The 20,815-nt window shown below is 57.0% G+C and carries 19 protein-coding genes and 2 tRNA genes; 7 read left to right on the top strand and 14 right to left on the bottom strand.

Going from position 1 to position 20,815, the window contains the following annotated elements:
• Positions 1 to 123: 123 nt before the first annotated feature.
• From WMO17_RS11515 to WMO17_RS11495, 5 genes are all read left to right on the top strand, one after another.
• Positions 124 to 1,311 carry an alanyl-tRNA editing protein gene (locus tag WMO17_RS11515; RefSeq protein ID WP_349138152.1) on the top strand — a complete coding sequence of 396 codons (1,188 nt, stop codon included), beginning with the start codon at positions 124 to 126 and terminating at the stop codon, positions 1,309 to 1,311.
• Positions 1,312 to 1,480: 169 nt separating this feature from the next.
• Positions 1,481 to 2,251 carry a tRNA (guanosine(46)-N7)-methyltransferase TrmB gene (trmB, locus tag WMO17_RS11510; RefSeq protein WP_349138151.1) on the top strand — a complete coding sequence of 257 codons (771 nt, stop codon included), beginning with the start codon at positions 1,481 to 1,483 and terminating at the stop codon, positions 2,249 to 2,251.
• A complete protein-coding gene (locus WMO17_RS11505) occupies positions 2,244 to 2,423 on the top strand; it encodes a DUF6472 family protein (RefSeq protein WP_097777082.1) in 180 nt (59 codons plus the stop codon). Before trmB ends, WMO17_RS11505 begins: the two co-directional genes overlap by 8 nt.
• A gap of 36 nt (positions 2,424 to 2,459) precedes the next feature.
• Positions 2,460 to 3,563, top strand: a complete 1,104-nt coding sequence (locus WMO17_RS11500; protein WP_349138148.1) for a putative ABC transporter permease — start codon at positions 2,460 to 2,462, stop codon at positions 3,561 to 3,563.
• Positions 3,564 to 3,763: 200 nt separating this feature from the next.
• Positions 3,764 to 6,064: a GGDEF domain-containing protein gene (locus WMO17_RS11495; protein WP_349138146.1), complete on the top strand. Its 2,301-nt coding sequence runs from the start codon at positions 3,764 to 3,766 to the stop codon at positions 6,062 to 6,064.
• Between the two features lie 222 nt (positions 6,065 to 6,286).
• Here WMO17_RS11495 and WMO17_RS11490 read toward each other — a convergent pair whose 3' ends face one another.
• Positions 6,287 to 7,207, bottom strand: a complete 921-nt coding sequence (locus WMO17_RS11490) for a nucleotidyltransferase family protein (protein ID WP_097774179.1) — start codon at positions 7,205 to 7,207, stop codon at positions 6,287 to 6,289.
• A gap of 296 nt (positions 7,208 to 7,503) precedes the next feature.
• Between WMO17_RS11490 and WMO17_RS11485 the strand changes: the two genes are divergently transcribed.
• Complete coding sequence (locus tag WMO17_RS11485) at positions 7,504 to 8,025, top strand: hypothetical protein (protein ID WP_005938352.1); 522 nt, start codon at positions 7,504 to 7,506, stop codon at positions 8,023 to 8,025.
• Between the two features lie 136 nt (positions 8,026 to 8,161).
• On the opposite strand, the gene thrS is transcribed toward WMO17_RS11485, so the two are convergent.
• From thrS to WMO17_RS11420, 13 genes are all read right to left on the bottom strand, one after another.
• Positions 8,162 to 9,946 (bottom strand): threonine--tRNA ligase, encoded by a 1,785-nt coding sequence (thrS, locus tag WMO17_RS11480; RefSeq protein WP_005938348.1) that lies wholly within the window; start codon positions 9,944 to 9,946, stop codon positions 8,162 to 8,164.
• 365 nt (positions 9,947 to 10,311) lie between these two features.
• On the bottom strand, positions 10,312 to 11,580 hold the full coding sequence (locus WMO17_RS11475) for a chloride channel protein (protein WP_120081318.1): 1,269 nt from the start codon (positions 11,578 to 11,580) through the stop codon (positions 10,312 to 10,314).
• Between the two features lie 388 nt (positions 11,581 to 11,968).
• Positions 11,969 to 13,714 (bottom strand): ammonium transporter, encoded by a 1,746-nt coding sequence (locus tag WMO17_RS11470; protein WP_097781013.1) that lies wholly within the window; start codon positions 13,712 to 13,714, stop codon positions 11,969 to 11,971.
• Between the two features lie 321 nt (positions 13,715 to 14,035).
• Positions 14,036 to 14,443, bottom strand: a complete 408-nt coding sequence (locus WMO17_RS11465) for a DUF1622 domain-containing protein (RefSeq protein ID WP_097774183.1) — start codon at positions 14,441 to 14,443, stop codon at positions 14,036 to 14,038.
• A gap of 12 nt (positions 14,444 to 14,455) precedes the next feature.
• A complete protein-coding gene (locus tag WMO17_RS11460; RefSeq protein ID WP_005938339.1) occupies positions 14,456 to 15,091 on the bottom strand; it encodes an RpiB/LacA/LacB family sugar-phosphate isomerase in 636 nt (211 codons plus the stop codon).
• A gap of 45 nt (positions 15,092 to 15,136) precedes the next feature.
• Complete coding sequence (locus WMO17_RS11455; protein ID WP_005938337.1) at positions 15,137 to 15,481, bottom strand: cupin domain-containing protein; 345 nt, start codon at positions 15,479 to 15,481, stop codon at positions 15,137 to 15,139.
• A 103-nt stretch (positions 15,482 to 15,584) separates the two neighbouring features.
• Positions 15,585 to 16,394, bottom strand: coding sequence for a gluconate 5-dehydrogenase (locus WMO17_RS11450; protein WP_005938335.1), 810 nt, complete (start codon positions 16,392 to 16,394; stop codon positions 15,585 to 15,587).
• A 319-nt stretch (positions 16,395 to 16,713) separates the two neighbouring features.
• Positions 16,714 to 17,475: an SDR family NAD(P)-dependent oxidoreductase gene (locus WMO17_RS11445; protein ID WP_005938331.1), complete on the bottom strand. Its 762-nt coding sequence runs from the start codon at positions 17,473 to 17,475 to the stop codon at positions 16,714 to 16,716.
• 156 nt (positions 17,476 to 17,631) lie between these two features.
• Positions 17,632 to 18,693, bottom strand: a complete 1,062-nt coding sequence (gene trpS, locus WMO17_RS11440) for a tryptophan--tRNA ligase (RefSeq protein ID WP_097781017.1) — start codon at positions 18,691 to 18,693, stop codon at positions 17,632 to 17,634.
• 22 nt (positions 18,694 to 18,715) lie between these two features.
• A complete protein-coding gene (locus tag WMO17_RS11435; protein WP_349138144.1) occupies positions 18,716 to 19,267 on the bottom strand; it encodes a hypothetical protein in 552 nt (183 codons plus the stop codon).
• A 225-nt stretch (positions 19,268 to 19,492) separates the two neighbouring features.
• Positions 19,493 to 19,569, bottom strand: a tRNA-Asn gene (locus WMO17_RS11430).
• A gap of 41 nt (positions 19,570 to 19,610) precedes the next feature.
• Positions 19,611 to 19,685, bottom strand: a tRNA-Glu gene (locus WMO17_RS11425).
• A gap of 88 nt (positions 19,686 to 19,773) precedes the next feature.
• Positions 19,774 to 20,406 (bottom strand): hypothetical protein, encoded by a 633-nt coding sequence (locus tag WMO17_RS11420; RefSeq protein WP_154256468.1) that lies wholly within the window; start codon positions 20,404 to 20,406, stop codon positions 19,774 to 19,776.
• On the opposite strand from WMO17_RS11420, the gene WMO17_RS11415 reads away from it, so the two are divergent.
• On the top strand, positions 20,396 to 20,701 hold the full coding sequence (locus WMO17_RS11415; RefSeq protein WP_349138143.1) for a hypothetical protein: 306 nt from the start codon (positions 20,396 to 20,398) through the stop codon (positions 20,699 to 20,701). The two genes, WMO17_RS11420 and WMO17_RS11415, sit on opposite strands and share 11 nt — an antisense overlap.
• The last annotated feature ends 114 nt before the right edge of the window (positions 20,702 to 20,815 follow it).

The following is a 20,815-nucleotide window of genomic DNA, read 5'->3' as shown; positions in this document are numbered from 1 at the left end:
GCAACGACCGCAGTCGTTCCAATTCTGCAAAAATAAAAATAAATTTTCCGCTGAATATGGCCAGAGCCTGCGGCGGCCATTTTAAATCGTCAAACTGCACCCTGAACAGGAGGTACCCGCGCCATGCAGCGCACAGAAAAATACTTTGAACAGGACGCTTTCCGCACCCAGTGCGAGAGCACCATCCTTGCCGCAGAGCCGGACGAAAAGACCGGCGGCGGGCGCATTGCGCTGGACGGCACGGTGTTCTACCCGGAGGGCGGCGGTCAGCCTGCCGACCGGGGCACCTTGACCCTGCCGGACGGCACCACGCTGAATGTGACCGATGTGCACGAGCATGACGGCATCCTCTGGCACAGCGTGGACGCTCTGCCGGAAAGCGCTGTGCCCGGCACTGCCGTTTCCGGCTGCATCGACTGGGAATGGCGGTTTGACAAAATGCAGCAGCACACCGGTGAGCACATCCTTTCCGGCATCCTGCACCAGATGTTCGGGGCCGAGAACGTGGGCTTCCATATCGGTTCCGAGGCTGTGCGCATGGACACCAGCGTGCCCATTTCTGCCGAGGGCCTGCAGGCAGCCGAGCTTGCCGCCAACCGCATCGTGTGGCAGGATGTGCCGGTGCTGGTCAGCTACCCCACCCGGGAGGAACTTGCCGCCCTTGTCTACCGCTCCAAAAAGGAGATCGAAGGGCAGGTGCGCATCGTGACCATTCCCGGTGCGGACGTCTGCGCCTGCTGCGGCACCCACACCCGCACCACCGGACAGGTGGGACAGATCAAAATTCTGGCCAGCGAGAACTACAAGGGCGGCGTGCGGCTGAGCGTGGTGTGCGGCCAGCGGGCATTGCTTGCTGCACAGGCTATGCGCCAGCGGCAGGCAGAGATCGGGGCGCTGCTCTCGGCCAAGGCCGACCAGACCGCTGTGGCGGTGCATCGCGTCTACGATGAGTATACTGCGCTCAGGTTTACACACTTTGGCGTATGTTCTCAGCTGTTCGATGCACTTGCCCAGCTGGCAAACCCCGGTGAGGATGCCATCCGCACAGTGCCCGGCCTTGACCCGGACGGCCTGCACCGACTGGCGGTGCGCCTGACCGAAGCCACCACCGGTCTCTGCGCCGCCCTGACCCCCACCGAAAAGGGCACCGGCTACTGCATCGCGCAGGCAGACGGCGATGTGCGCGCCCTGACCAAAGCCCTGAACGCCGCCCTGAACGGACGCGGCGGCGGCAAGCCCGGCATCTGTCAGGGCAGCTGCGCCGCTACACCGGAACAGGTGGAGGAATTTTTGCGGGAGCAAAACCGGTAAGCATCCTCGCCCTCTCCGTCTTTGCTTCGCAAAGCCACCTCTCCCAAAGGGAGAGGCTTTGGCAGTACGGAAAACCTTCCGGCTTTGCCAAGGGCTCCCCCTTTGGGGGAGCTGGCGCGTCAGCGCCTGAGAGGGCGAGCCACGTTAATTTTAAGGAGAACAACAAACTATGAGAATGCGTTTCAAACCCTATGCCCACGACGAGCTGATGGCAGCCGACTTCCATGTGCACGAGCCGCTGATCTGGGGCGGCAAGTGGCACGCCCAGTATGCCCGCCCGGAGCAGCCCTTTGTGCTGGAACTGGGCTGCGGCAAGGGCGGCTTTATCTCCCAGTTGGCCTGCGCCCACCCGGAAAACAACTATCTGGGCATCGATATCACCGATAAGGTGCTCATCCTCGCCAAGCGCAAGATCGAAGCCGCCTATCAGGCTGCAGGCCGCCCCATCGACAACGTGAAGATCATGAGCACCGACATCGAGCGCATCAAGGGGGTCATTACCGCCGAGGATACGGTCAGCCGCATCTACATCAACTTCTGCAATCCGTGGAGCAAGAACGGCTCTTCCCACAAGCACCGCCTCACCTACCCGCGCCAGCTCATCAACTACCGTGAGTTCCTCAAGGACGGCGGCGAGATCTACTTCAAGACCGACGACGATGATCTGTTCCGCGACAGTCTGGATTACTTCCCCGCTTCCGGCTACGACATCGAGTGGATGACCTTTGACCTCCATGAGAACGAGCCGGAGTGGAACATCCGCACCGAACACGAGGGCATGTTCACCGAAATGGGCATCAAGATCAAGGCCCTGATCGCCCGCAAGGACCCGGACCCTGCCAGCGTGACATGGATCGAGCCGAAGATCCTCAAGCGTCAGGCCCGCGAAGCGGCCGAGGCTGCTGCCAAGGCTGCACAGGAAGGCGAAGGCAATGAATGACCCCTGCGAGATCTGCCTGAACAATGTGCAGGACGAGTACGGCAGCTGGTACTGTGCTCAGGGCGGCTGTCTGGACGAGGACGAGATGGCCCGCTATCTTTCCCGCAGCACGGCCGCCTGCCCGTTCTTTGAGCCGGGCGATGAATACAAGATCGTACAAAAACAGAACTGACCTGCACAGCAGCATGATTCTCACAGGAGGTGTTTTATGCTCAACTTTCTCACGACCACCACAGTATGCGGCTTTTCGCTGTATCATGTGCTGGCCTTCTTCCTCATTTATTCCTGCACCGGCTGGTGTCTGGAGGTCATCTTTGCCGCCGCCACCACCGGTCAGCTGGTGAACCGCGGCTTTCTCAACGGCCCGGTGTGCCCCATTTACGGCTTCGGCATGGTCATTGTGCTGTTCACCCTGACCCCTTTGCAGAACAGCGTCCTGCTGCTGTACATCGGCGGTGTCATCCTGCCCAGTGCGCTGGAACTGGTAGGCGGCTGGGCACTGTATAAGCTTTATCACACCCGCTGGTGGGACTACAGTGACTTTCCCTTCAACATCGGCGGCTACATCTGTCTGGAATTCAGCCTGCTGTGGGGCGTGGGCACGCTGGTGGTCATGCGCATCGTCCACCCGGTCGTCGCCGGTCTTGTGGATATGATCCCGCCCTTTGTGGGCTTTGTCGTTATGTGTGTGCTCTATGCGGTCTACGCGGCAGACGTAGTCGTTACGGCCTTTGCCGCCTCCGGTCTGGCCAAGACGCTGGATGCCATGGAGCAGCTGGCTGACAGTATCCATGCCGTCAGCGATGCCATGACCCAGCTGCTGGGCACCACCACCCTGAACGCCGACCAGAAGCTGGACGAGCAGCGCCTGCAGCTCAAGCTTGCTGCCGCCGAGGCCCGCGAAGCCGCACCGAAAAAGCGCGCCCTGCGTGAAACGCTGGCCGCCGTCCGTGCCAAGACCGAAGAGGCCCGCGAGGCCGCAAAGCGTGCTTCTGAGATCGCCAAGCTCAACACGGCCGAAGCCGCCAAGGCTGCACAGCTGGCCGCCAAGGGCACGATGGAGCGCGCTGCCGAGCTGCTGCGTCTGGAACAGCTGGCCGAGGAGCTGCAGGCCCGCAGCGATGAAATGCAGGCCCAGCTGCTGCGCACCCCCCGCATCGTTGGCCCGCGCCGCATGCTGCGCGCCTTCCCCGGCCTGAAGCATGGCGTAAAAAAGACCACCCTCAAGGCCCTGCGCCTTGGTCTTGCCCGCCGGGAAAGCCCCGAAGAAGAACCGAAGAAAAACGGCTCCGACACCCGCAAGGATGCCTGAGACCGCTGCCCAAAAGACCGCTGCACAGGAATGCAGCGGTCTTTTTATGCCCCGCCTTCCGGACCCGTCTGGTGTTCCGTTCTTTTTTGCCGCAATGTCGCAATGTTTTAAATATCTATTTTCAAAGGTTTAAAATCGTGCTATACTGTTTTCTAAAATGCCATATTTTGTCGAAAACATCCAACAGCGAGGGATTTATCATGTCCGAAGAACTGAAGTCGAATGAAAATGTCGGCGCACCGCAACCCGATGCACTTGCACAGATCGCATCGGTAGACCCCAGCCCGGCCGTAGGCGGTATGCACCCCTTTACTCCGGCCATGCTCAGCCGTCTCAAGAAGCAGCGTCAGCTGCTGAGCGAGCTGGAGCACGCCCTGAAAAATCACGAGTTCTGCTTCTTTCTGCAGCCCAAGTGCAACAGCATGACCCGCGCCATCGTGGGCATGGAAGCACTGGTGCGCTGGAACCACCCCACCCGCGGCTGCGTGCCCCCGTCTGAGTTCATGCCCCTGCTGGAAAGCACCGGCCTTGTGACCCAGCTGGATCAGTACATCTGGGAGTCTGTCTGCAAGACCCTGCACAAGTGGCAGGAGAGCGGCAGCAATCTTGTGCCTGTATCTGTGAACGTTTCTGTGGTGGATATCGTCAATCTGGACGTGCCGCAGATCTTCTCCAACCTTGTGGAAAAGTATCAGCTGGAGCCCAAGCTCCTGCTGGCCGAGATCACCGAGACCATGCTGGCCGAAAACGCTTCTCTGGTGGAAAACACCATCCAGGGCCTGCACCGCAAAGGTTTCTCTGTGATGATGGACGACTTTGGCAGCGGCTATTCTTCGCTGAATATGCTCAAGGACACCAACGTGGATGCCATCAAGCTGGACATGAAGCTCATCGACATGAACCAGCAGAACCGCAGCAAGGGCGTGCAGATCGTGGAATCGGTGGTGGATATGGCCCACCGCCTGAATCTGCCCATCATCGCCGAGGGCGTGGAAACGCCGGAGCAGGTCTCCATGCTGCAGGCCGCCGACTGCCTGTATACGCAGGGCTATTATTTCTACAAGCCCATGCCGGTGGAGAATGCCGAGGCCCTGCTGGCCCAGCCCAACAGCGAGGATTACTGGGATATGCGCCGCGACCTGCTGCGCCGTGACCGCCGGTTCCCCGTCTCTGACAGTGAGCAGACCGCACTGGCACTGCAGGCCTACCAGATCTTTGCGGATAATGTGCTGGAGCTTTCCCTGCTGAATCTTTCCACCGGCGAATACCGGGTCATCAAGCGGGATCCACGCCTGCCCGGTGCGGGTTCGGACACTGAGGAGGACTTTGCCGCTTACTGTGAGCGCATGGTGACGAACAAGGTGATCCAACCGGACGACGCGGAGATGTTCACCGACCAGACCGATCTGGAGACCCTGCGCTCCGCTGTTTTCAGCACCCAGCAGCCGGAGGCCTACCGCTTCCGCAAAAACGTGTCCGGCCAGTTCGTGTGGATCACCATGGAATTTCTGCCCTGCCGCAACTGCTGCGCCCAGAACCCATGGGCCACCGTGGTGGTGCGTGAGGATGCACAGGCCGACCATCTCAGCGAGGAGCTGGACTTCTCCTACAGCCACGACACCCTGACTGGCCTGCTGAACCGCAGCCTCTTCGAGACCGATCTGCGGACGCTGCAGTCCAGCGAATACGACTCCATGGTGTGCACCTACATCGATGTGGTGGGCCTGCACGAGATCAACAACCATCTGGGCCACCGCAGCGGCGATGCCATGCTCTGCTTCATTGCCAATGCGGCCCGCAAGTTCTTTGTTTCCAGCCGCATCTACCGCATCGGCGGTGACGAATTCGTGATCTTCACCCCGAACCAGCCGCCCTACAGCGTGTGGGTGGCTGTGGACAAGATGCGTGCTTTCCTGCGCGAGAAGGAATATGAGATCTCGGTGGGCATCCAGAGCACCAACAACCTGCACCGGCTGGACGATGCCATGAATCAGGCCGAAGCTGCCATGCGGCAGGACAAGCAGGCCTATTATGCCCGCAACGGCCAGGAGCGCCAGCTGCGGGGCCTGAACGAGAAGCTGGAGCAGACCCTGACCGAAAAGCGGGATGCCGAGCATTTCCTGCGGGTCCTTGCCCCCAAGTACAAGAGCGTGTTCGTTGTGGATCTGAAGACCGACCGTATGCGCGGCGTGATCGTCCCGGACTATTTCCAGAAAATTCTGGACACCTCCGGCGGCTCTTTCCTCGCCGTTCTGCAGCAGTACCGTGATACGCAGGTGCAGCCCGCCTACCGCGAGAGTCTGGCGGACCTGCTGGACTACAACTATATCCGCAGCAAGGTCCTGACCGGCGACATCGTGGAGCACACCTATAAAAAGACCGACGACACCACCTTCCGCGTCAAGGTGACACCCTACTCCAGGAGTGGCTCTCATATCGATGAAACGCTCTGGATCTTCTCGGATGAAGGGGCATCCCTTACCCCTCCCCAGACAAAATAAGTGATTAAACGTTAAAAAAATCGGAAACGACTGCGGTCGTTTCCGATTTTTGTTTTACAGAAAAGTTGTGCCGGGCAGCAGCATTTGCCAATTTCGACCCCCTCCCCGTGAAAAAGAACTCCAGAAAAATCCGCAGATTTTTCTGGAGTTCAAAATAAAAATAATAATTCCACTGATTATGGCCAGAGCGCACGCGGAGGCCATTCTAAATGGTCAAGATGGTCAGGCCCACAAATTCTCCGGGTACTGGCCCTCTGCCGTTTTGCGGGCGATGGCTTCCACCACCAGCGGCTTATCCTCACGGTAGGTAACGCCGTACCATTTATCCGTGCTGCGCAGCACCTGAATTTTTGCCTTGCCCTCTTCGATCAGCTCCGTGACCACCAGCGGCAGGAAATACTCACACTTGAGCGGGTTTTTAGGCAGATTTTCGGTCAGCCAGCCCGCAAAGCGCTGCTCGGCTTCGTCCAGAAAGCTTTTGCCAAAGCCCCACAGGTTCATGCTCACCGGGGTATCGCCGGGCAGATCGGTCCAGCTTGCGCCGCCGTCCTCGGTGAAGTGTACGCCGTTTTCGTACGTTTCAATGCGGGTGCGTTCGGTCACACTGTGCAGAGTGCCGTCGGGTTCGGTCACGCATACGCCGCGGGCCACGCTGCCATTCTCGGAGACAGTGTTCCGGAGCAGATAGCTTACCATGCAGTAGTCGTAATAGCTGCCGTCCTCGTGGGTGGACAGGTAATCATACATCACCCGGAAGGCCTCCGGGCCGTAATAATCATCGGCATTGATGACTGCAAACGGGCCGTCGATGAGGTCCTTTGCAGCCAGAACGGCGTGGCAGGTGCCCCAGGGCTTGACACGGCCCTCCGGAACGGCAAAGCCTGCGGGCAGCTCATCCAGCTGCTGGAAGGCGTATTTCACGTTCATGGCCTTGGATACACGCTCGCCGATGGCTGCCTTGAAAGCATCCTCGATCTCATGCTTGATAACAAAGATCACCGTCTCAAAGCCTGCGCGGCGGGCATCGTAAAGGGAATAATCCACGATCACCTGACCGTTCGGCCCCACCGGGTCGATCTGCTTCATGCCGCCGTAGCGGCTGCCCATGCCAGCCGCCATGACCACCAGTACCGGTTTGTTCATATAAGGTTCCTCCCGTATCTGAGCCGCAGCCGCGGCAGAATATTTATTGTCTCATTATACTCCATTTTGGACAGAAAAACAATTTGAAATGGCTCCGCCTCGCTCTGCCATTTTTCAATCGTCCCTTCGTTTCGCAAGTTAAAATTTCCAAAATATGCAATTTATTCTTGCAAAAGTATTGTTTTTGCCATGTGAATATTGTATAATGGCGGCATCAATGCAGGTTTTACCTGTCAAAAAGTGTCCTTTAGTGAAAGCAAAGCTTTCCAATACAATCAAGAAAGAGGTATTTTATCATGAATGAAGCCGTTACCAAGCGCTTTCTGCTGTATTTCCGCCTGATGCTGCTGGTGTGGATCCTGATTGCCAATGCCATCATCCATGTGACCGGCCTGGAGTACAGCTGGCTGATCTTTCTGAGCAATATCATGATGTTCACGCTGGAAGGCGATGTGAAGGATCGCTTCGTCACCGTTGAGCTGGGTGGTCTTGTGGGCCTGATCCTCACTGTGATCGCTCTGCTTTCCATCACGGCCCTGACCCCGGTGCTGGGCGGCTTCTTCGGCTTCCTCATCCCGCTGGCCGTGGTGCTGTTCATCCTCATCATCCTGCACCCCTACGCACCCAAGGTGCTGAACAACGTGGGCTTTGCCTACCTGACTGTGGCCTGCATCGACACCACCGCTCTGGCCACCCACCTGCCCCAGTTCTTCATCACCTTCATCGTGGGTTCCGTTCTCTTCAACGGCGTGTGCGTGCTGCTGATGAAGCCCGCCAAGGCTCTAGCCGTCAAGAGCGTCCAGAAGGAAAATGCCTGATTTCCTTTTTGTAAAACATCCAACGCCAAAGGCCGCTGTTTCCATTTGAGCAGCGGCCTTTGGCGTTTCGCTGCAGCAAAAAAAGCGCCGCTCTCCCCTGCCGGGAAAGCGGCGCTTTGTGTTTTGCAGTGTCTGCTTACAGGCTGCGGTTGCGGATCTCGGCAGTCACCTTTGCGATGAACGCATCCAGCTCCATCGTGGTGGTCTCGCCCTTGCGGTCACGCACCGAGATGTTGCCTGCCTCGGCTTCCTTGGCACCCAGAACCAGCATATAAGGCACACGGTCCACCTGCTGTGCCTCGCGGATCTTGTAGCCGATCTTCTGGTTGTCGTCGTCCAGCACAACACGGACACCGGCTTCCACCAGCTTTTCGGTCACGCCCTCGGCGTAGTCCAGCGTCTTTTCGGAGACGGGCAGCACCTTGACCTGCGTGGGAGCCAGCCAGGTGGGGAACTTGCCCTTGGTCTCTTCGATCAGGTAAGCCATGAAGCGGTCCAGAGAGCCCAGGATGGCGCGGTGCAGCACCACGGGGGTCTTTTCGGTGCCGTCCTTGTCCACATAGGTCAGGTGGAACTTTGCGGGCAGGCAGAAGTCCAGCTGGCAGGTGGACAGGGTGTACTCGGCACCCACGGCGGGCTTGACGTTCACGTCCAGCTTGGGGCCGTAGAAGGCAGCCTCGCCGATCTCCTCGGTGAAGTGGATGCCCAGCTCGGTCAGCACTTCGCGCAGGGCCTGCTCTGCATGGTTCCACATGGCATCATCGTCGTGGTACTTCTTCTTATCGGCAGGATCACGCAGGCTCAGCACGCAGCGGTAATCGGTAATGTTGAAGTCCTTGTACACCTCAAAGATCAGGTCGCACACGTTTGCGACCTCGCTCTTGATCTGCTCCGGGGTGCAGAACAGGTGAGCATCGTTCTGGCAGAAGTGACGGCCGCGCTCGATGCCCTTCAGGGTGCCGGAGGACTCGTAACGGAAATCGTGGGCGATCTCACCGATGCGCATGGGCAGGTCACGGTAAGAATGGGGACGATTTGCGTAGATCATCATGTGGTGGGGGCAGTTCATCGGGCGCAGAACATAGCTCTCGCCCTCCATCTCCATGGCGGGGAACATGTTCTCACGGTAGTGATCCCAGTGACCGGAGGTCTTATACAGGTTCACAGTGCCGATGCAGGGAGTCATAACGTGCAGGTAGCCGCGTGCACGCTCCTTCTCCTTGATATAGTTCTCCAGCTCCTGCCAGACGGTGTAGCCTGCGGGCAGGAACATGGGCAGGCCGCGGCCAACCAGATCGTCGGTCATGAACAGGCCCATTTCCTTGCCGATCTTGCGGTGATCGCGCTCACGGGCCTCCTGCTGCTCCTTCTCCCATGCATCCAGCTCTTCCTGATTGCGGAAGGCCACGCCATTGATGCGGGTGAGCATCTTGTTTTCCTTGTCGTTCTTCCAGTATGCGCCGGACTGCTGGGTGATCTTGAAGGCCTTCAGCGCCTTGGTGTAGGTCAGGTGGGGTCCGATGCACATATCCACGTACTCGCCCTGCTGGAAGAAGCTGAACTCGGTCTCATCGGCCAGATCAGCCATGTGCTCGATCTTGTAGTTCTCCTTGCGCTCTTCCATCAGCTTCACGGCCTCGGCGCGGGGCAGGATGAAGGGCTTGATGGGCAGGTTCTCCTTGACGATCTTGCGCATCTCTTTCTCGATGTTTGCCAGATCCTCGTCGCTGAGCTTCTGGTCGCCCAGATCGACGTCGTAGTAGAAGCCGTTCTCGGTGGCAGGGCCGAAGGCGAAATCAGCCTGCGGATACAGGCGCTTGATGGCCTGCGCCATGATGTGGGCTGCGGTGTGGCGGATAACGTGCAGTTCCTGATCCTGCGGGCACTCGTCCACATGACCGTCCTTATAGATGATCTTCATAATGTTTGCTCCTTTGACAGATAAAGTAAAACAAAAAAGCGCTTCATCCCGCACACTTACTCACGGGATGAAGCGCCTGAAAAAATCAGAAACGTTCCACGGTTCCACCCGAATTGCACGCCTCTGCGTGCCACTCGCTGTGCTGTAACGGGCGCACCCGGCAGAGGTTCTCCTCTGCGCTCTGCGGTGGTAGAGCTCCGGCACATGACAGGCTGCTTGCAGCGCCCTTGCGGGGCAGCCCTCTCTGGGTCATGGAGAAACAGGAACTCAGTTTGTCCGCATCATCGCTTTTACAGGATGAAACTACGCTGATTGTAGCACGTCCCGCCGAAAAAATCAAGAGACGCAGCCATGAAATTTTTTCTTCATTTTTCTTCCTTCGGCTGCAGGAATTCCGAAAAAAGCTTGCTGGTGCGGAACCCCTGACTGGAATACAGGCTGTGATAGCCGGAGAACATATAGCTCAGGCCGCAGGCCAGCGCCATCAGCTCAAACCCGGCCCCGCTGAACAGCTCAGCCGCCAGTACAATGGAAGCCACCAACGTATTGGTCGCCCCGCAGAACACGCACACCAGACCCACTGCAGCAGAAAAGCCCGCCGGGAGCCCCAGCAGCGGCCCCACCACGCAGCCAAACGTTGCGCCGATGTAAAAACTCGGCACCACTTCGCCGCCCTTGAAGCCCACGCTCAGGGTCAGCACCGTAAGCACCATTTTGCACACAAAGTCCCACGGCAGAGCCTGCTCCAGCTCAACGGCATCCATAATGACATCCATGCCGGCACCGTTATAGCGGCCCACACCCATCAGGTAGGACAGCGCCACCACAGCCGCACCGCCTGCAGCAGCCCGCACCCACGGATTCGGCAGCAGTTTGGGGATCTCATGCTCAAAAAAGTGCAGCATCTGGCAGAAAATCACCGCCACCACCGCGCAGCACATGGCCAGCACGGCGGTGCGCACCACCGTCCGGGCATCCAGCGGCGGCGCTTCCATCACAAACCGTGTGGGCGCAATGCCGGCCTTCAGCGAGATGCTGTATGCAATAAGCGCCGCCAGAAAGCCCGGCACGAAGGCCACGGTCAGCATCAGGCCCACATCCACCACCATCATCGCAAACAGGGTCGCGGTCAGCGGTGTACCGAACAGCGCCGAAAAAAATGCCGCCATGCCGCACACGGTAGCCGTGCGGCAGTCATGATTGTTGAAGTGCAGCACCCGGCCGATATTCCAGCCGATGCTGCCGCCCATCTGCAGCGCTGCGCCCTCGCGGCCGGCCGAGCCGCCGCACAGATGGGTGAGCACAGTGCCCAGAAAGATGGCCGGGACCAGCCACGGCGTCACCGAGCTGCCGTCCTGCACGGCCCGCAGCACATCGTTGGTGCCCTTGCCGACACAGCCCGTCGCCTTATACAGAGCCGTGATGGCGATGCCCGCCGCAGGCAGAAGCCATAGCAGCCAGACATGCTCCGTGCGCTGCTCGGTCACCCATTCCACTGCCAGATGGAACAGCGTTCCGATGCCGCCGCACAGCACGCCGGTGCACACAGCCAGAAGCGTCCACCGGAACAGCGCCAGAAGCGAGACCCGGATCGCTTCCTTATAATGCAGGAACCATTCCTTTATTTTCCACATGTTTCTTCCCCGCACCTCTCTTATTTTCGATCTGATTTTGTCTATATGCGCCAAAACATAACATGTTTTTCTATCAATGTCAACCAAAGAACGGCAAAGGATATTATACAACTTTTACATACCCGGTAAAACAAATGTCAAAAGCCCCGCTTCTTTGTGCGCAGAAGCGGGGCTTTTGAGTCGGATCAGAAAAAAGGAAAAAGGAGAACAAAGGGAGTTTGTCGGGGCGAGGCCCCTCCATCTGCTTTCGCAGACCGTTTGGCCGCTCGAAAGCTCCACTGGAGCTTTCGTTGCTGACGCAAACACGTATATCACGCCGCTGTACAGAGGCCGGTGTCGTGCCGGTGCACCTGCACCGCAGCGGGACAGCTGTTAGAATTTTGGAGCTTTACTCCACATCCTGCAGGGCGGCAAAGTCCTCTTCGCCGGTGCGGATCTTGACCACGCGGGTCACGTTGTACACAAAGATCTTGCCGTCGCCGATATGGCCGGTGTACAGTGCCTTCTTGGCAGCCTCCACCACAGCGTCCACGCTGATCTTGGAGACGATCACCTCCACCTTGATCTTGGGCAGCAGGGTGGTATCCACAGGCACGCCGCGGTACTTTTCGGAAGTGCCCTTCTGGATGCCGCAGCCCATCACCTGAGTGACGGTCATGCCGGTAACGCCCAGATCGTTGAGGGCAGTCTTGAGCTGATCGAACTTGGAAAGCTTTGCAATGATGGACACCTTGTGCATACCGGTGTCGTACACGCCATCGTGGATCACGGGCGAAGGCTCGCGCACCACAGGAACGGCAGCGCTGATCTGCTTGTCGGTGGCCTTGGTCACATCGTCCTCGCCGAGGTCGGTGTTCTCGTTGGGCACCATGGCAGCAGAGTTTGCATCGGAGATGGAGAAACCAGCGTAAGCGGATGCCAGACCATGCTCGTGGATATCCAGACCGTCGATCTCCACCTCTGCGGGAACGCGCAGGCCGATGAACTTATCGATGAGCTTGAAGATAATGAACATCACAACGACAACGTAGATGTCAACGGTAACGAGGCCCAGCAGCTGGGTGCCCAGCTGTGCCAGACCGCCGCCGTAGAAGAGACCTGCGTGCTCAGTGTTGGCACCGGTGGAGAACAGGCCCACCGCAATGGTGCCCCACACGCCGTTTGCAAAGTGGACGGAAACTGCACCAACAGGGTCATCCACCTTGGCGATGTTATCGAAAAACTCAACGCTCAGAACAACGAGCAGGCCGGCCACAAAGCCGATGAAGAATGCGCCGAAGGGAGAAACGGTATCGCAGCCTGCAGTGATCGCCACCAGACCGGCCAGAGAACCGTTCAGGGTCATGGAAACATCGGGCTTGCCGTAGCGCAGCCATGTAAAAATCATGGTCACACAGGTGGCAACGGCTGCAGCAAGGTTGGTATTGAAGCAGACCAGACCGGTCATGGTCATGGCCTCGTCGGTGGCAAGGCTCAGAGAAGAACCGCCGTTGAAGCCGAACCAGCAGAACCACAGGATGAACACGCCCAGAGCACCGGCGGTCAGGTTGTGGCCGGGAATGGCGTGAGGCTTGCCGTTCTTGTCGTACTTGCCGATGCGGGGACCCAGCATCCATGCGCCCAGCAGAGCGATAACACCGCCCACATTGTGGACTGCTGCAGAGCCTGCAAAATCATGGAAGCCCATGCTCTGCAGCCAGCCGCCGCCCCACATCCAGTGGCCGCAGATGGGGTAGACCACCAGCGAGATCGCAGCAGAATAAACGCAGTAAGCCTTGAAGTTGGTGCGCTCGGCCATGGAGCCGGAAACGATGGTGGCAGCCGTTGCGCAGAACACGGTCTGGAACACGATGTAGACCCACAGCGGGATATCCAGACCCAGATGGCTGTAATCGCCCTGAATGAACGGGTCGAAGCCGCCGATCAGTGCGCCGGTGCCGCCGAACATCAGGCCAAAGCCGATGATCCAGTAGCACGGGGTGCCGATGCAGAAGTCCATCATATTCTTCATCAGAATATTACCGGTGTTCTTGGCACGGGTGAAACCGGCTTCGCACAAGGCGAAGCCCGCCTGCATGAAGTAGACAAGGAACGCTCCCACGAGCGTCCAACAGGTGTTGATGGAGCTGAACATAACTTTTCATACCTCCCACGAATGTGATGCCGCAAGGCCACCAGAACCTTTTGGCGCGTGCGGTGTTCCCCGTGCCGATCGCACGCAGGAACGCTTCATTTGCACTCAGGAGACCCTCTATCTTCCCCCGAGCGGCAATATCCCCGAAAACACAAAAGGCGCTGGCGGAATCAATTCCGTCAGCGCCTTTGCTTTCGATGGCAAGAGTATAGTCCCTTTGTGCAAAAGTGTCAAGGGTTCATGTCAAGGTTTTACGTTTTTCACAACGCAAAGAAAGTTATCACGGCAAAAGTTTGGCAAAACTCTGTTTTCAGCTGCGCACTAGTCATTCTTTTCCGCTTCTGTGTCGTTTTCTGCTTTTTTGCGGCCGGAGCGGTGTCCGCCCTGCATTTCCCAGTGCAGCATCAGGCTCATCATGGCGCGCAGTGCAAAGGTAGCAGCCAACGGCACCACCGACTCCAGATTCTGCAAAAGGAAGGTCTTTGCGATCTCCGCCGACATCAGGAATTCCAGCGCCGTGGTCAGGCCGCTGCTCATCTCGTGGTGGAAATCATGGTGGTCATGGAAGAAGGTCGCCCGCACATAGTGGTAGGTGGCCTTGATAAGACTGGTGACGATGATGAACAGACCGATCACTTCGGCAAGGCCCGCGATCATGGGCACTGCGGTCTCCAGAAAGCCTTCCAGTCCATGGGTAATGCCTGCGTTCAGATGATAAAGCCAGCCCATAGCAGCATCCTCTTACAGCAGGGTCTTGACGTATGCTGCCAGCTCCTCGTCCTTGCAGGAGGCGAAGAACAGCTCGCTGAACTTTGCACCGGCCACAGCGCCCTTCAGCAGGTCCTGATCGATGCTCTTCAGGCACTCGATCAGCGGCTTGAAGGTAGCGGCACGCACGCCGTCCAGAATCTTCTTGTTGCGCTGCTCAGGCTCCACGCGCTCCTTGGGGTAGCCCTGACCGTGGCCGAAGCCGAACAGTTTCTCGAAGCAGTACTCAAGGTTCAGCTCACCGCCCCAGCCGAAGCCCTTGGCAAACGGCATGGCAACGGCGTTGCCGTCGTTCACATGGGCAAAGGTGTAGGCATCCACAGGGTCCTCCACATGGCCGCAGATCACGCCGGGGAAGCTGTTCAGGGCCAGCATGGCACCCTCGCCGGTGCCGCAACCGGTGATGACGTAATCGGCTGCGCCGCTGTTCAGCAGGATGGCAGCCAGAATGCCGCACTGCACATAGGTCAGCTGGGCAGCATCGTCGGCAGCGTACATGCCGTAGTTGACCACCTCGTGGCCCATGGGTTCCACTACCTTTTTCAGGGCAGTTTCAATGATGCCGTTCTTGGCGGCCTGACTGTTCTCGTTGATGAGTGCGATCTTCATAGTAGTTTCTTCTCCTTTTATGATCTTCTCCTGCAGGTGCAGGTGTTATACAAAGTCCTCGCGCATGGGGGTAAAGAAGTCCAGCATCACGCCGCCTTCCAGACAGACGCAGCCGTGCATCACGCCGTCCTGCTTGAGCAGGGTGTCGCCGGGGCCCACCTCGCGGGTCTCGTCGCCGATGGTAAAGCGGTAGCGGCCGGAGACGATGTAGGTGACCTGCGTGTGCGGGTGGCAGTGCATGGCACCCACACCGCCGGTCTCAAAGGTATTTTCCACGCACATGGCATCCTTGCTGTAGGCCAGAATGCGGCGCTTTACGCCCTTGCCGCACACCTCCGGCTCGATCTCGGCATGGGGCACCCATACTGCGTCTTTATGCTGTTTTTCCATTATAACACAACATCCTTTCCCATACAAACACAAAAAGCGGCAGCCAGCAGGCAAAGCCTGCCCGGCTGCCGCCGTGCTCAGTCCTTTGGGATATCCTCAGCCATTACTGGGGCTGCTTGCCGATGTAAGCCAGAATGCCGCCATCGACGTACAGGATCAGGCCATTGACAAAGTCAGAAGCCTCGGATGCCAGGAAGACAGCAGGTCCGCCCAGATCCTCTGCCTCGCCCCAGCGGCCTGCGGGGGTCTTGGCAACGATGAACTGGTCGAAGGGATGACGGCTGCCGTCGGGCTGGATCTCGCGCAGAGGTGCGGTCTGCGGGGTAGCGATGTAGCCGGGTCCAATGCCGTTGCACTGGATGTTGTATGCGCCGTACTCAGAAGCGATGTTCTTGGTGAGCATCTTCAGGCCGCCCTTGGCTGCAGCGTAGGCGGAGACGGTCTCACGGCCCAGCTCACTCATCATGGAGCAGATGTTGATGATCTTGCCGCCGCCCTGTGCGATCATGTCGGGGATGATGGCCTTTGCCACGATGAAGGGAGCGTTCAGGTCAACATCGATGACCTGACGGAACTGAGCAGCGCTCATCTCGGTCATGGGGATGCGCTTGATGATACCGGCGTTGTTGACCAGAATGTTGATGTGGCCAACTTCCTCGGTGATCTTTGCCACCATGGCGTTGACGGCATCCTCATCGGTCACGTCGCAGACGTAGCCGTGAGCCTTGATGCCTGCTTCTGTGTAAGCAGCGATGCCCTTATCCACCAGCTCCTGCTTGATGTCGTTGAACACGATGGTAGCGCCATTGGCTGCCATTGCCTTTGCAATCGCCATGCCGATGCCGTAGGATGCGCCGGTGATCAGCGCGACCTTGCCGGTCAGATCAAAAGATTTGGGAGTGCACTGTGCCATAATAGAGTCCTCCAATCAAATTGTTCCTTTGCGGGGAAGCCCCGTTTTTGCTCTGCAGGACGCTCAAAAAGCCGAACTCTCGATTTCAGCATCCTTCTTGTATACAGGGTAACATTCTTTTTGGGCTCTGTCAAGGCATTTTCTTCTGCATTTTTGCTGTATTTTTAATTTTCCGGGAAATTTTTTCGTGAAAAGTCGTGCAAAGCTGCAAAAACCCGGGTTTTTCTTGTATACACGGTTTCAGCCATTAGCGGTGCGCACAATTTCGGCGGAAAAATTTGGGCTTGTTGACAAGAGCCATATTGAGCCATCCAGAATATCATCCCAGCTTCTTTTTCTGCTGCCGTGCCACAATGGGCATCAGCAGGGAGGCGGGCAGCAGCTTCTGCGCCGTGGTGCATGCCCGCATAAAAGCCGAGGGCACAATGATGATCCTGCGGTGCATCATGCCGTGCATGGCTTCCTGTACGCAGAACTCCGGCGTGATGCCCTTGAGGGCAAACACCACCCCCGCCCGGTCGTTGAACTCGGTATCCACCGGCCCCGGGCAGAGCGCACACACGTAGACCGGGCTGTGCAGCTCCTGCAGCTCCCGGGCAACGCCCCGGGTCAGGCTGACCACATAGGCCTTGCTGGCATAGTAGCCCGCCATATAGGGCCCGCCGGGCAGCAGCCCCGCCGAGGACGCCACGTTCAGGATGGTGCCGCCGCCTGCCGCGTGCATCCTGCGCACCGCAAAGCGGAACAGCCGCGCCATGGCTTCCACATTCACCCGGATCATTTCCTCTTCCCGGGCGTCGTCGGTCTCCAGATAGCTGCCGCACACGCCAAAGCCCGCGTTGTTGATAAAGATATCAATGGTCTCCCCCTCCAGCTCCTTGAAAAGGCGCTGGCAGTCCTCTTCCTTTGCAAGATCGGCAGGCAGGATGCGGCAGGGCGTGCCCAGTTTTGCGGCCAGCGCTTCCAGCCGGTCGGTGCGGCGGGCGGTCAGGATGAGCCGGCAGCCCAGCTTTGCATAGCGGCGTGCAAACTCCTGCCCGATGCCGGAGCTTGCGCCAGTGATCCAGATGGTCTTTTGCATGGTGATTTTCCTTTTTCCTCTCGCCCCCAGAGCGGGGGCTTTTTGTACTTATTGCCCCTATTTTAACACAGTTTGACCGCATTTTCTATGCAATTTTCGTAAACTATAAAAAGAGTGTCCGGAACACCTGCGGCATCCCGGACACTCTCATAGATTTTATTTCAACAGGTTGTCGTTGTCGAAGTAATCGATCCGCATGGACTTGCGCACCTCGGCCAGCGTGGCGGCGGCAGTCTTTTCGGCATAAGCGCTGCCCTCCTTCAGGATCTCCACCACCTCGGGCAGGCGCTGTTCCCACTCCTTGCGGCGGGTGCGGATGGGCTCCAGTTCGGCCTGCATGACGCTGTTCAGGAACTTTTTCACCTTCACATCGCCCAGACCGCCGCGCTGGTAGTGCGCCTTCACCTCGTCGAGGTTCTGGTATTCCGGCCAGAACTCGGCAAAGTGCTCCGGGCGGCAGAAGGCGTCCAGATAGATGAACACCGGGTTGCCCTCCACCTTGCCGGGGTCCTGCACCCGCAGGTGATTGGGGTCGGTGTACATGGACATGACCTTCTTTTTGATGTCCTCCGGTTCCTCGGACAGGTAGATGCAGTTGCCGAGGCTCTTGCTCATCTTGGCCTTGCCGTCGGTGCCGGGCAGGCGCAGGCAGGCGGCGTTCTGGGGCAGCACGATCTCCGGCTCAGTCAGGGTATCGCCGTAAACAGCGTTGAATTTGCGCACGATCTCGCAGCACTGCTCGATCATGGGCTTCTGGTCCTCACCGGCAGGCACGGTGGTGGCGTGGAAGGCGGTGATGTCCGCAGCCTGACTGATGGGGTAGCAGAAGAAGCCCACCGGGATGCTGGTCTCAAAGTTGCGCATATGGATCTCGCTCTTGACGGTGGGGTTGCGCTGCAGGCGGCTCACGGTGACGAGGTTCATATAGTAGAAGCTCAGCTCAGTCAATTCCGGCACCATGGACTGGATGAAAATATGGGTCTTGGCGGGGTCGATGCCGCAGGCCAGATAATCCAGCGCCACCTGCAGGATGTTCTGGCGCACCTTTTCCGGGTTGTCGGCGTTATCGGTCAGGGCCTGTGCATCGGCGATCATAACGTAAATCTCATCGTACTCGCCGGAGTTCTGCAGGCGCACCCGCTCCTTCAGGGAACCGACATAGTGGCCCACATGCAGGCGGCCGGTGGGACGGTCGCCTGTCAGAATGATTTTTTTCATGATGTTCTCCTTTTTGGTGTAGTTATAGTTGTTCTAATTCATCGGTCAGCGCATCAAGCGTTCTGAAGTAATCTGCCAGTTCCTTGTCATAGCCATAATCTTCATATTCATAATGTTCGTGGACTTCTTTTTGTTCTTCTTCATCAAGCCCATATTCATCTGCGAGTTCATCCAAATAAATGCCCTTAAATATAGCCAACTTATCTCTGTCTGACAAATTTTGAAGTTTATTCTCCCAAAGATACATTTCCCAACTAACTTCTAGTGGATCTCCCATACACGCCGGAAGTCCATCATTGCGTTTATCCAGCAAAAGCTTTCCTAATTCTAACGCATCGTCACTTGCATGAAGCAACTCGTTCCAACACTTAAATCCCGCAAGATTAGCTATCAAGTGTTGCGCATTCATCAATTTAAAGTCTTCTTCATCAACATCATAGGACAAAAGAATATCATCAATATCTTTAAAAAACCTTGGTGAATATCGAGTCAAGCCCTCTTCATCAAAGGTCTGTGTTTTAAAGTCACGAAATAAATTCTTTGCCTGCAATTTAAAATAAGCAATCTTGTCCATTAGAGTACCTCCCAAAATCATCGTCTGTTCCAGCGCACCTGTAACCGCATAAGCAGACAATTATAATTGGTTGGAACTATTGGAAAAACCGTATGGCTGATGAAATCTTTGCACAGGCGAGCTGGCTTGCCATATAGCCAATTATTATTATATCCCCTGTACTTTTTTCTGTCAACAAATCTTAAACGCAAAGAAAAAAGCGATGGAAAACTTCCATCGCTTTGCTGGCGCCTCTTGCCTGACTCGAACAGGCGACACCCTGATTAACAGTCAGGTGCTCTAACCGACTGAGCTAAAGAGGCATCTATATAAAACGGCACATGACCGTTTTACTACTATAAAATGGTGACCCGTACCGGAATCGAACCGATGTTAAAGGCGTGAGAGGCCTCTGTCTTAACCGCTTGACCAACGGGCCATACGTCCATTTTGCATCGGGTGTTCGCTCCCGACTTGGCTATTTTAGCATAGCACGCCTGCTTTGTCAACACAAAAATTCAATTTTTTCAAAAAATCTTCCACACTCGGGCCGCGCCGGTGTGGAACAGGCCCAGCGCCAGCCCCAGATATACGCTGATCACCGTATCGTTCTGGTCAAATTCCATCTGCTGGCGCTGCGGCAGGCCGGCCAGTGTACCCTTGTATACGCACCGCAGCTCTTCCAGCCGGGTGTAGTCGTTCGGGTGCATCAGGGTGCTGTGCTTGGGCAGCTCCATGGCACCGCTCTTTTCCAGCACCTCGCTGACGAACTGGGAGCAGAAATAGTGCCGGCGGCGCTTCCAGCGGATATGCATCCCGCAGAGCGCAAGACCGATAACGTTGAACTGGTAAAGGCTGCCGTGGGCCATCATGTGCTCGGCACGGCGGCGGGCACGGGTGTAGGCTTCATCGCTCACATCCAGCGCATACAGTGCGCAGGGCACGTTCTCCCGCAGACGGAACACACCCCGGTTCAGGTATTCCCTGCTGGGCCCTGCCGGGAACATGGTATAGCCGTTTTTGCGGGTAGAGCTGTACAGGCAGCTCAGGTCTTCGTCAAAAGCCAGCGAAGCGTGGGTATAATTTGCACCGGTAACAGCGTAAACAAGGTTTGAAAGCAGGGTACCCGACCGGGTGAGCAGGATGTAGATGGTCTTCATGATCTTTTTCCTTTTTATATGTAGCACACAGAAAAAGCGGGGCTGTCCTTTTGTCAGATACAGTATACCACAGGCAAAGCTTCTTTGTCATAAAAATCGTCAAAATCTCGTAAATTTTGCACAAATCGAGCTGTGGTTCCTGTTCCGCTCTTCCCTGCCGCGCCGTTTTGCGGGAAGGGCCGTTTTTGTGCTCGGTTTTTCATGGATACCAGCTCGTCAAAATTTTATCAAAAAATTGTTTTTCTGCCTTTCCACCTTATTTTTTCAGGTCTCGCCCCCTGCTTTTGTTTCCTGAAATTGTTTCAGGCAGTTAAATTTCTTAATGAAATTTGTTTCTTTTCTGCAAATAGCACGATTCGTTTATTGATTTCGGGATACTTTTATGTATAATGGTATACAGGAGAATTTG

Origin of the sequence: Faecalibacterium faecis (genome assembly GCF_040096475.1) — a bacterium.
In the GTDB taxonomy this organism is placed as follows: domain Bacteria; phylum Bacillota; class Clostridia; order Oscillospirales; family Ruminococcaceae; genus Faecalibacterium; species Faecalibacterium taiwanense.
This window is presented reverse-complemented; position numbering and strand designations above follow the sequence as displayed.

What these genes read in the sequence shown, in the direction of transcription:
- WMO17_RS11515 (WP_349138152.1), top strand. Translation starts at nt 124, where the DNA reads ATGCAGCGCACAGAAAAATACTTTGAACAGGACGCTTTCCGCACCCAG.
- trmB (WP_349138151.1), top strand. Translation starts at nt 1,481, where the DNA reads ATGAGAATGCGTTTCAAACCCTATGCCCACGACGAGCTGATGGCAGCC.
- WMO17_RS11505 (WP_097777082.1), top strand. Translation starts at nt 2,244, where the DNA reads ATGAATGACCCCTGCGAGATCTGCCTGAACAATGTGCAGGACGAGTAC.
- WMO17_RS11500 (WP_349138148.1), top strand. Translation starts at nt 2,460, where the DNA reads ATGCTCAACTTTCTCACGACCACCACAGTATGCGGCTTTTCGCTGTAT.
- WMO17_RS11495 (WP_349138146.1), top strand. Translation starts at nt 3,764, where the DNA reads ATGTCCGAAGAACTGAAGTCGAATGAAAATGTCGGCGCACCGCAACCC.
- WMO17_RS11490 (WP_097774179.1), bottom strand. Translation starts at nt 7,207, where the DNA reads ATGAACAAACCGGTACTGGTGGTCATGGCGGCTGGCATGGGCAGCCGC.
- WMO17_RS11485 (WP_005938352.1), top strand. Translation starts at nt 7,504, where the DNA reads ATGAATGAAGCCGTTACCAAGCGCTTTCTGCTGTATTTCCGCCTGATG.
- thrS (WP_005938348.1), bottom strand. Translation starts at nt 9,946, where the DNA reads ATGAAGATCATCTATAAGGACGGTCATGTGGACGAGTGCCCGCAGGAT.
- WMO17_RS11475 (WP_120081318.1), bottom strand. Translation starts at nt 11,580, where the DNA reads ATGTGGAAAATAAAGGAATGGTTCCTGCATTATAAGGAAGCGATCCGG.
- WMO17_RS11470 (WP_097781013.1), bottom strand. Translation starts at nt 13,714, where the DNA reads ATGTTCAGCTCCATCAACACCTGTTGGACGCTCGTGGGAGCGTTCCTT.
- WMO17_RS11465 (WP_097774183.1), bottom strand. Translation starts at nt 14,443, where the DNA reads ATGGGCTGGCTTTATCATCTGAACGCAGGCATTACCCATGGACTGGAA.
- WMO17_RS11460 (WP_005938339.1), bottom strand. Translation starts at nt 15,091, where the DNA reads ATGAAGATCGCACTCATCAACGAGAACAGTCAGGCCGCCAAGAACGGC.
- WMO17_RS11455 (WP_005938337.1), bottom strand. Translation starts at nt 15,481, where the DNA reads ATGGAAAAACAGCATAAAGACGCAGTATGGGTGCCCCATGCCGAGATC.
- WMO17_RS11450 (WP_005938335.1), bottom strand. Translation starts at nt 16,394, where the DNA reads ATGGCACAGTGCACTCCCAAATCTTTTGATCTGACCGGCAAGGTCGCG.
- WMO17_RS11445 (WP_005938331.1), bottom strand. Translation starts at nt 17,475, where the DNA reads ATGCAAAAGACCATCTGGATCACTGGCGCAAGCTCCGGCATCGGGCAG.
- trpS (WP_097781017.1), bottom strand. Translation starts at nt 18,693, where the DNA reads ATGAAAAAAATCATTCTGACAGGCGACCGTCCCACCGGCCGCCTGCAT.
- WMO17_RS11435 (WP_349138144.1), bottom strand. Translation starts at nt 19,267, where the DNA reads ATGGACAAGATTGCTTATTTTAAATTGCAGGCAAAGAATTTATTTCGT.
- WMO17_RS11415 (WP_349138143.1), top strand. Translation starts at nt 20,396, where the DNA reads ATGGTCTTCATGATCTTTTTCCTTTTTATATGTAGCACACAGAAAAAG.
- WMO17_RS11420 (WP_154256468.1), bottom strand. Translation starts at nt 20,406, where the DNA reads ATGAAGACCATCTACATCCTGCTCACCCGGTCGGGTACCCTGCTTTCA.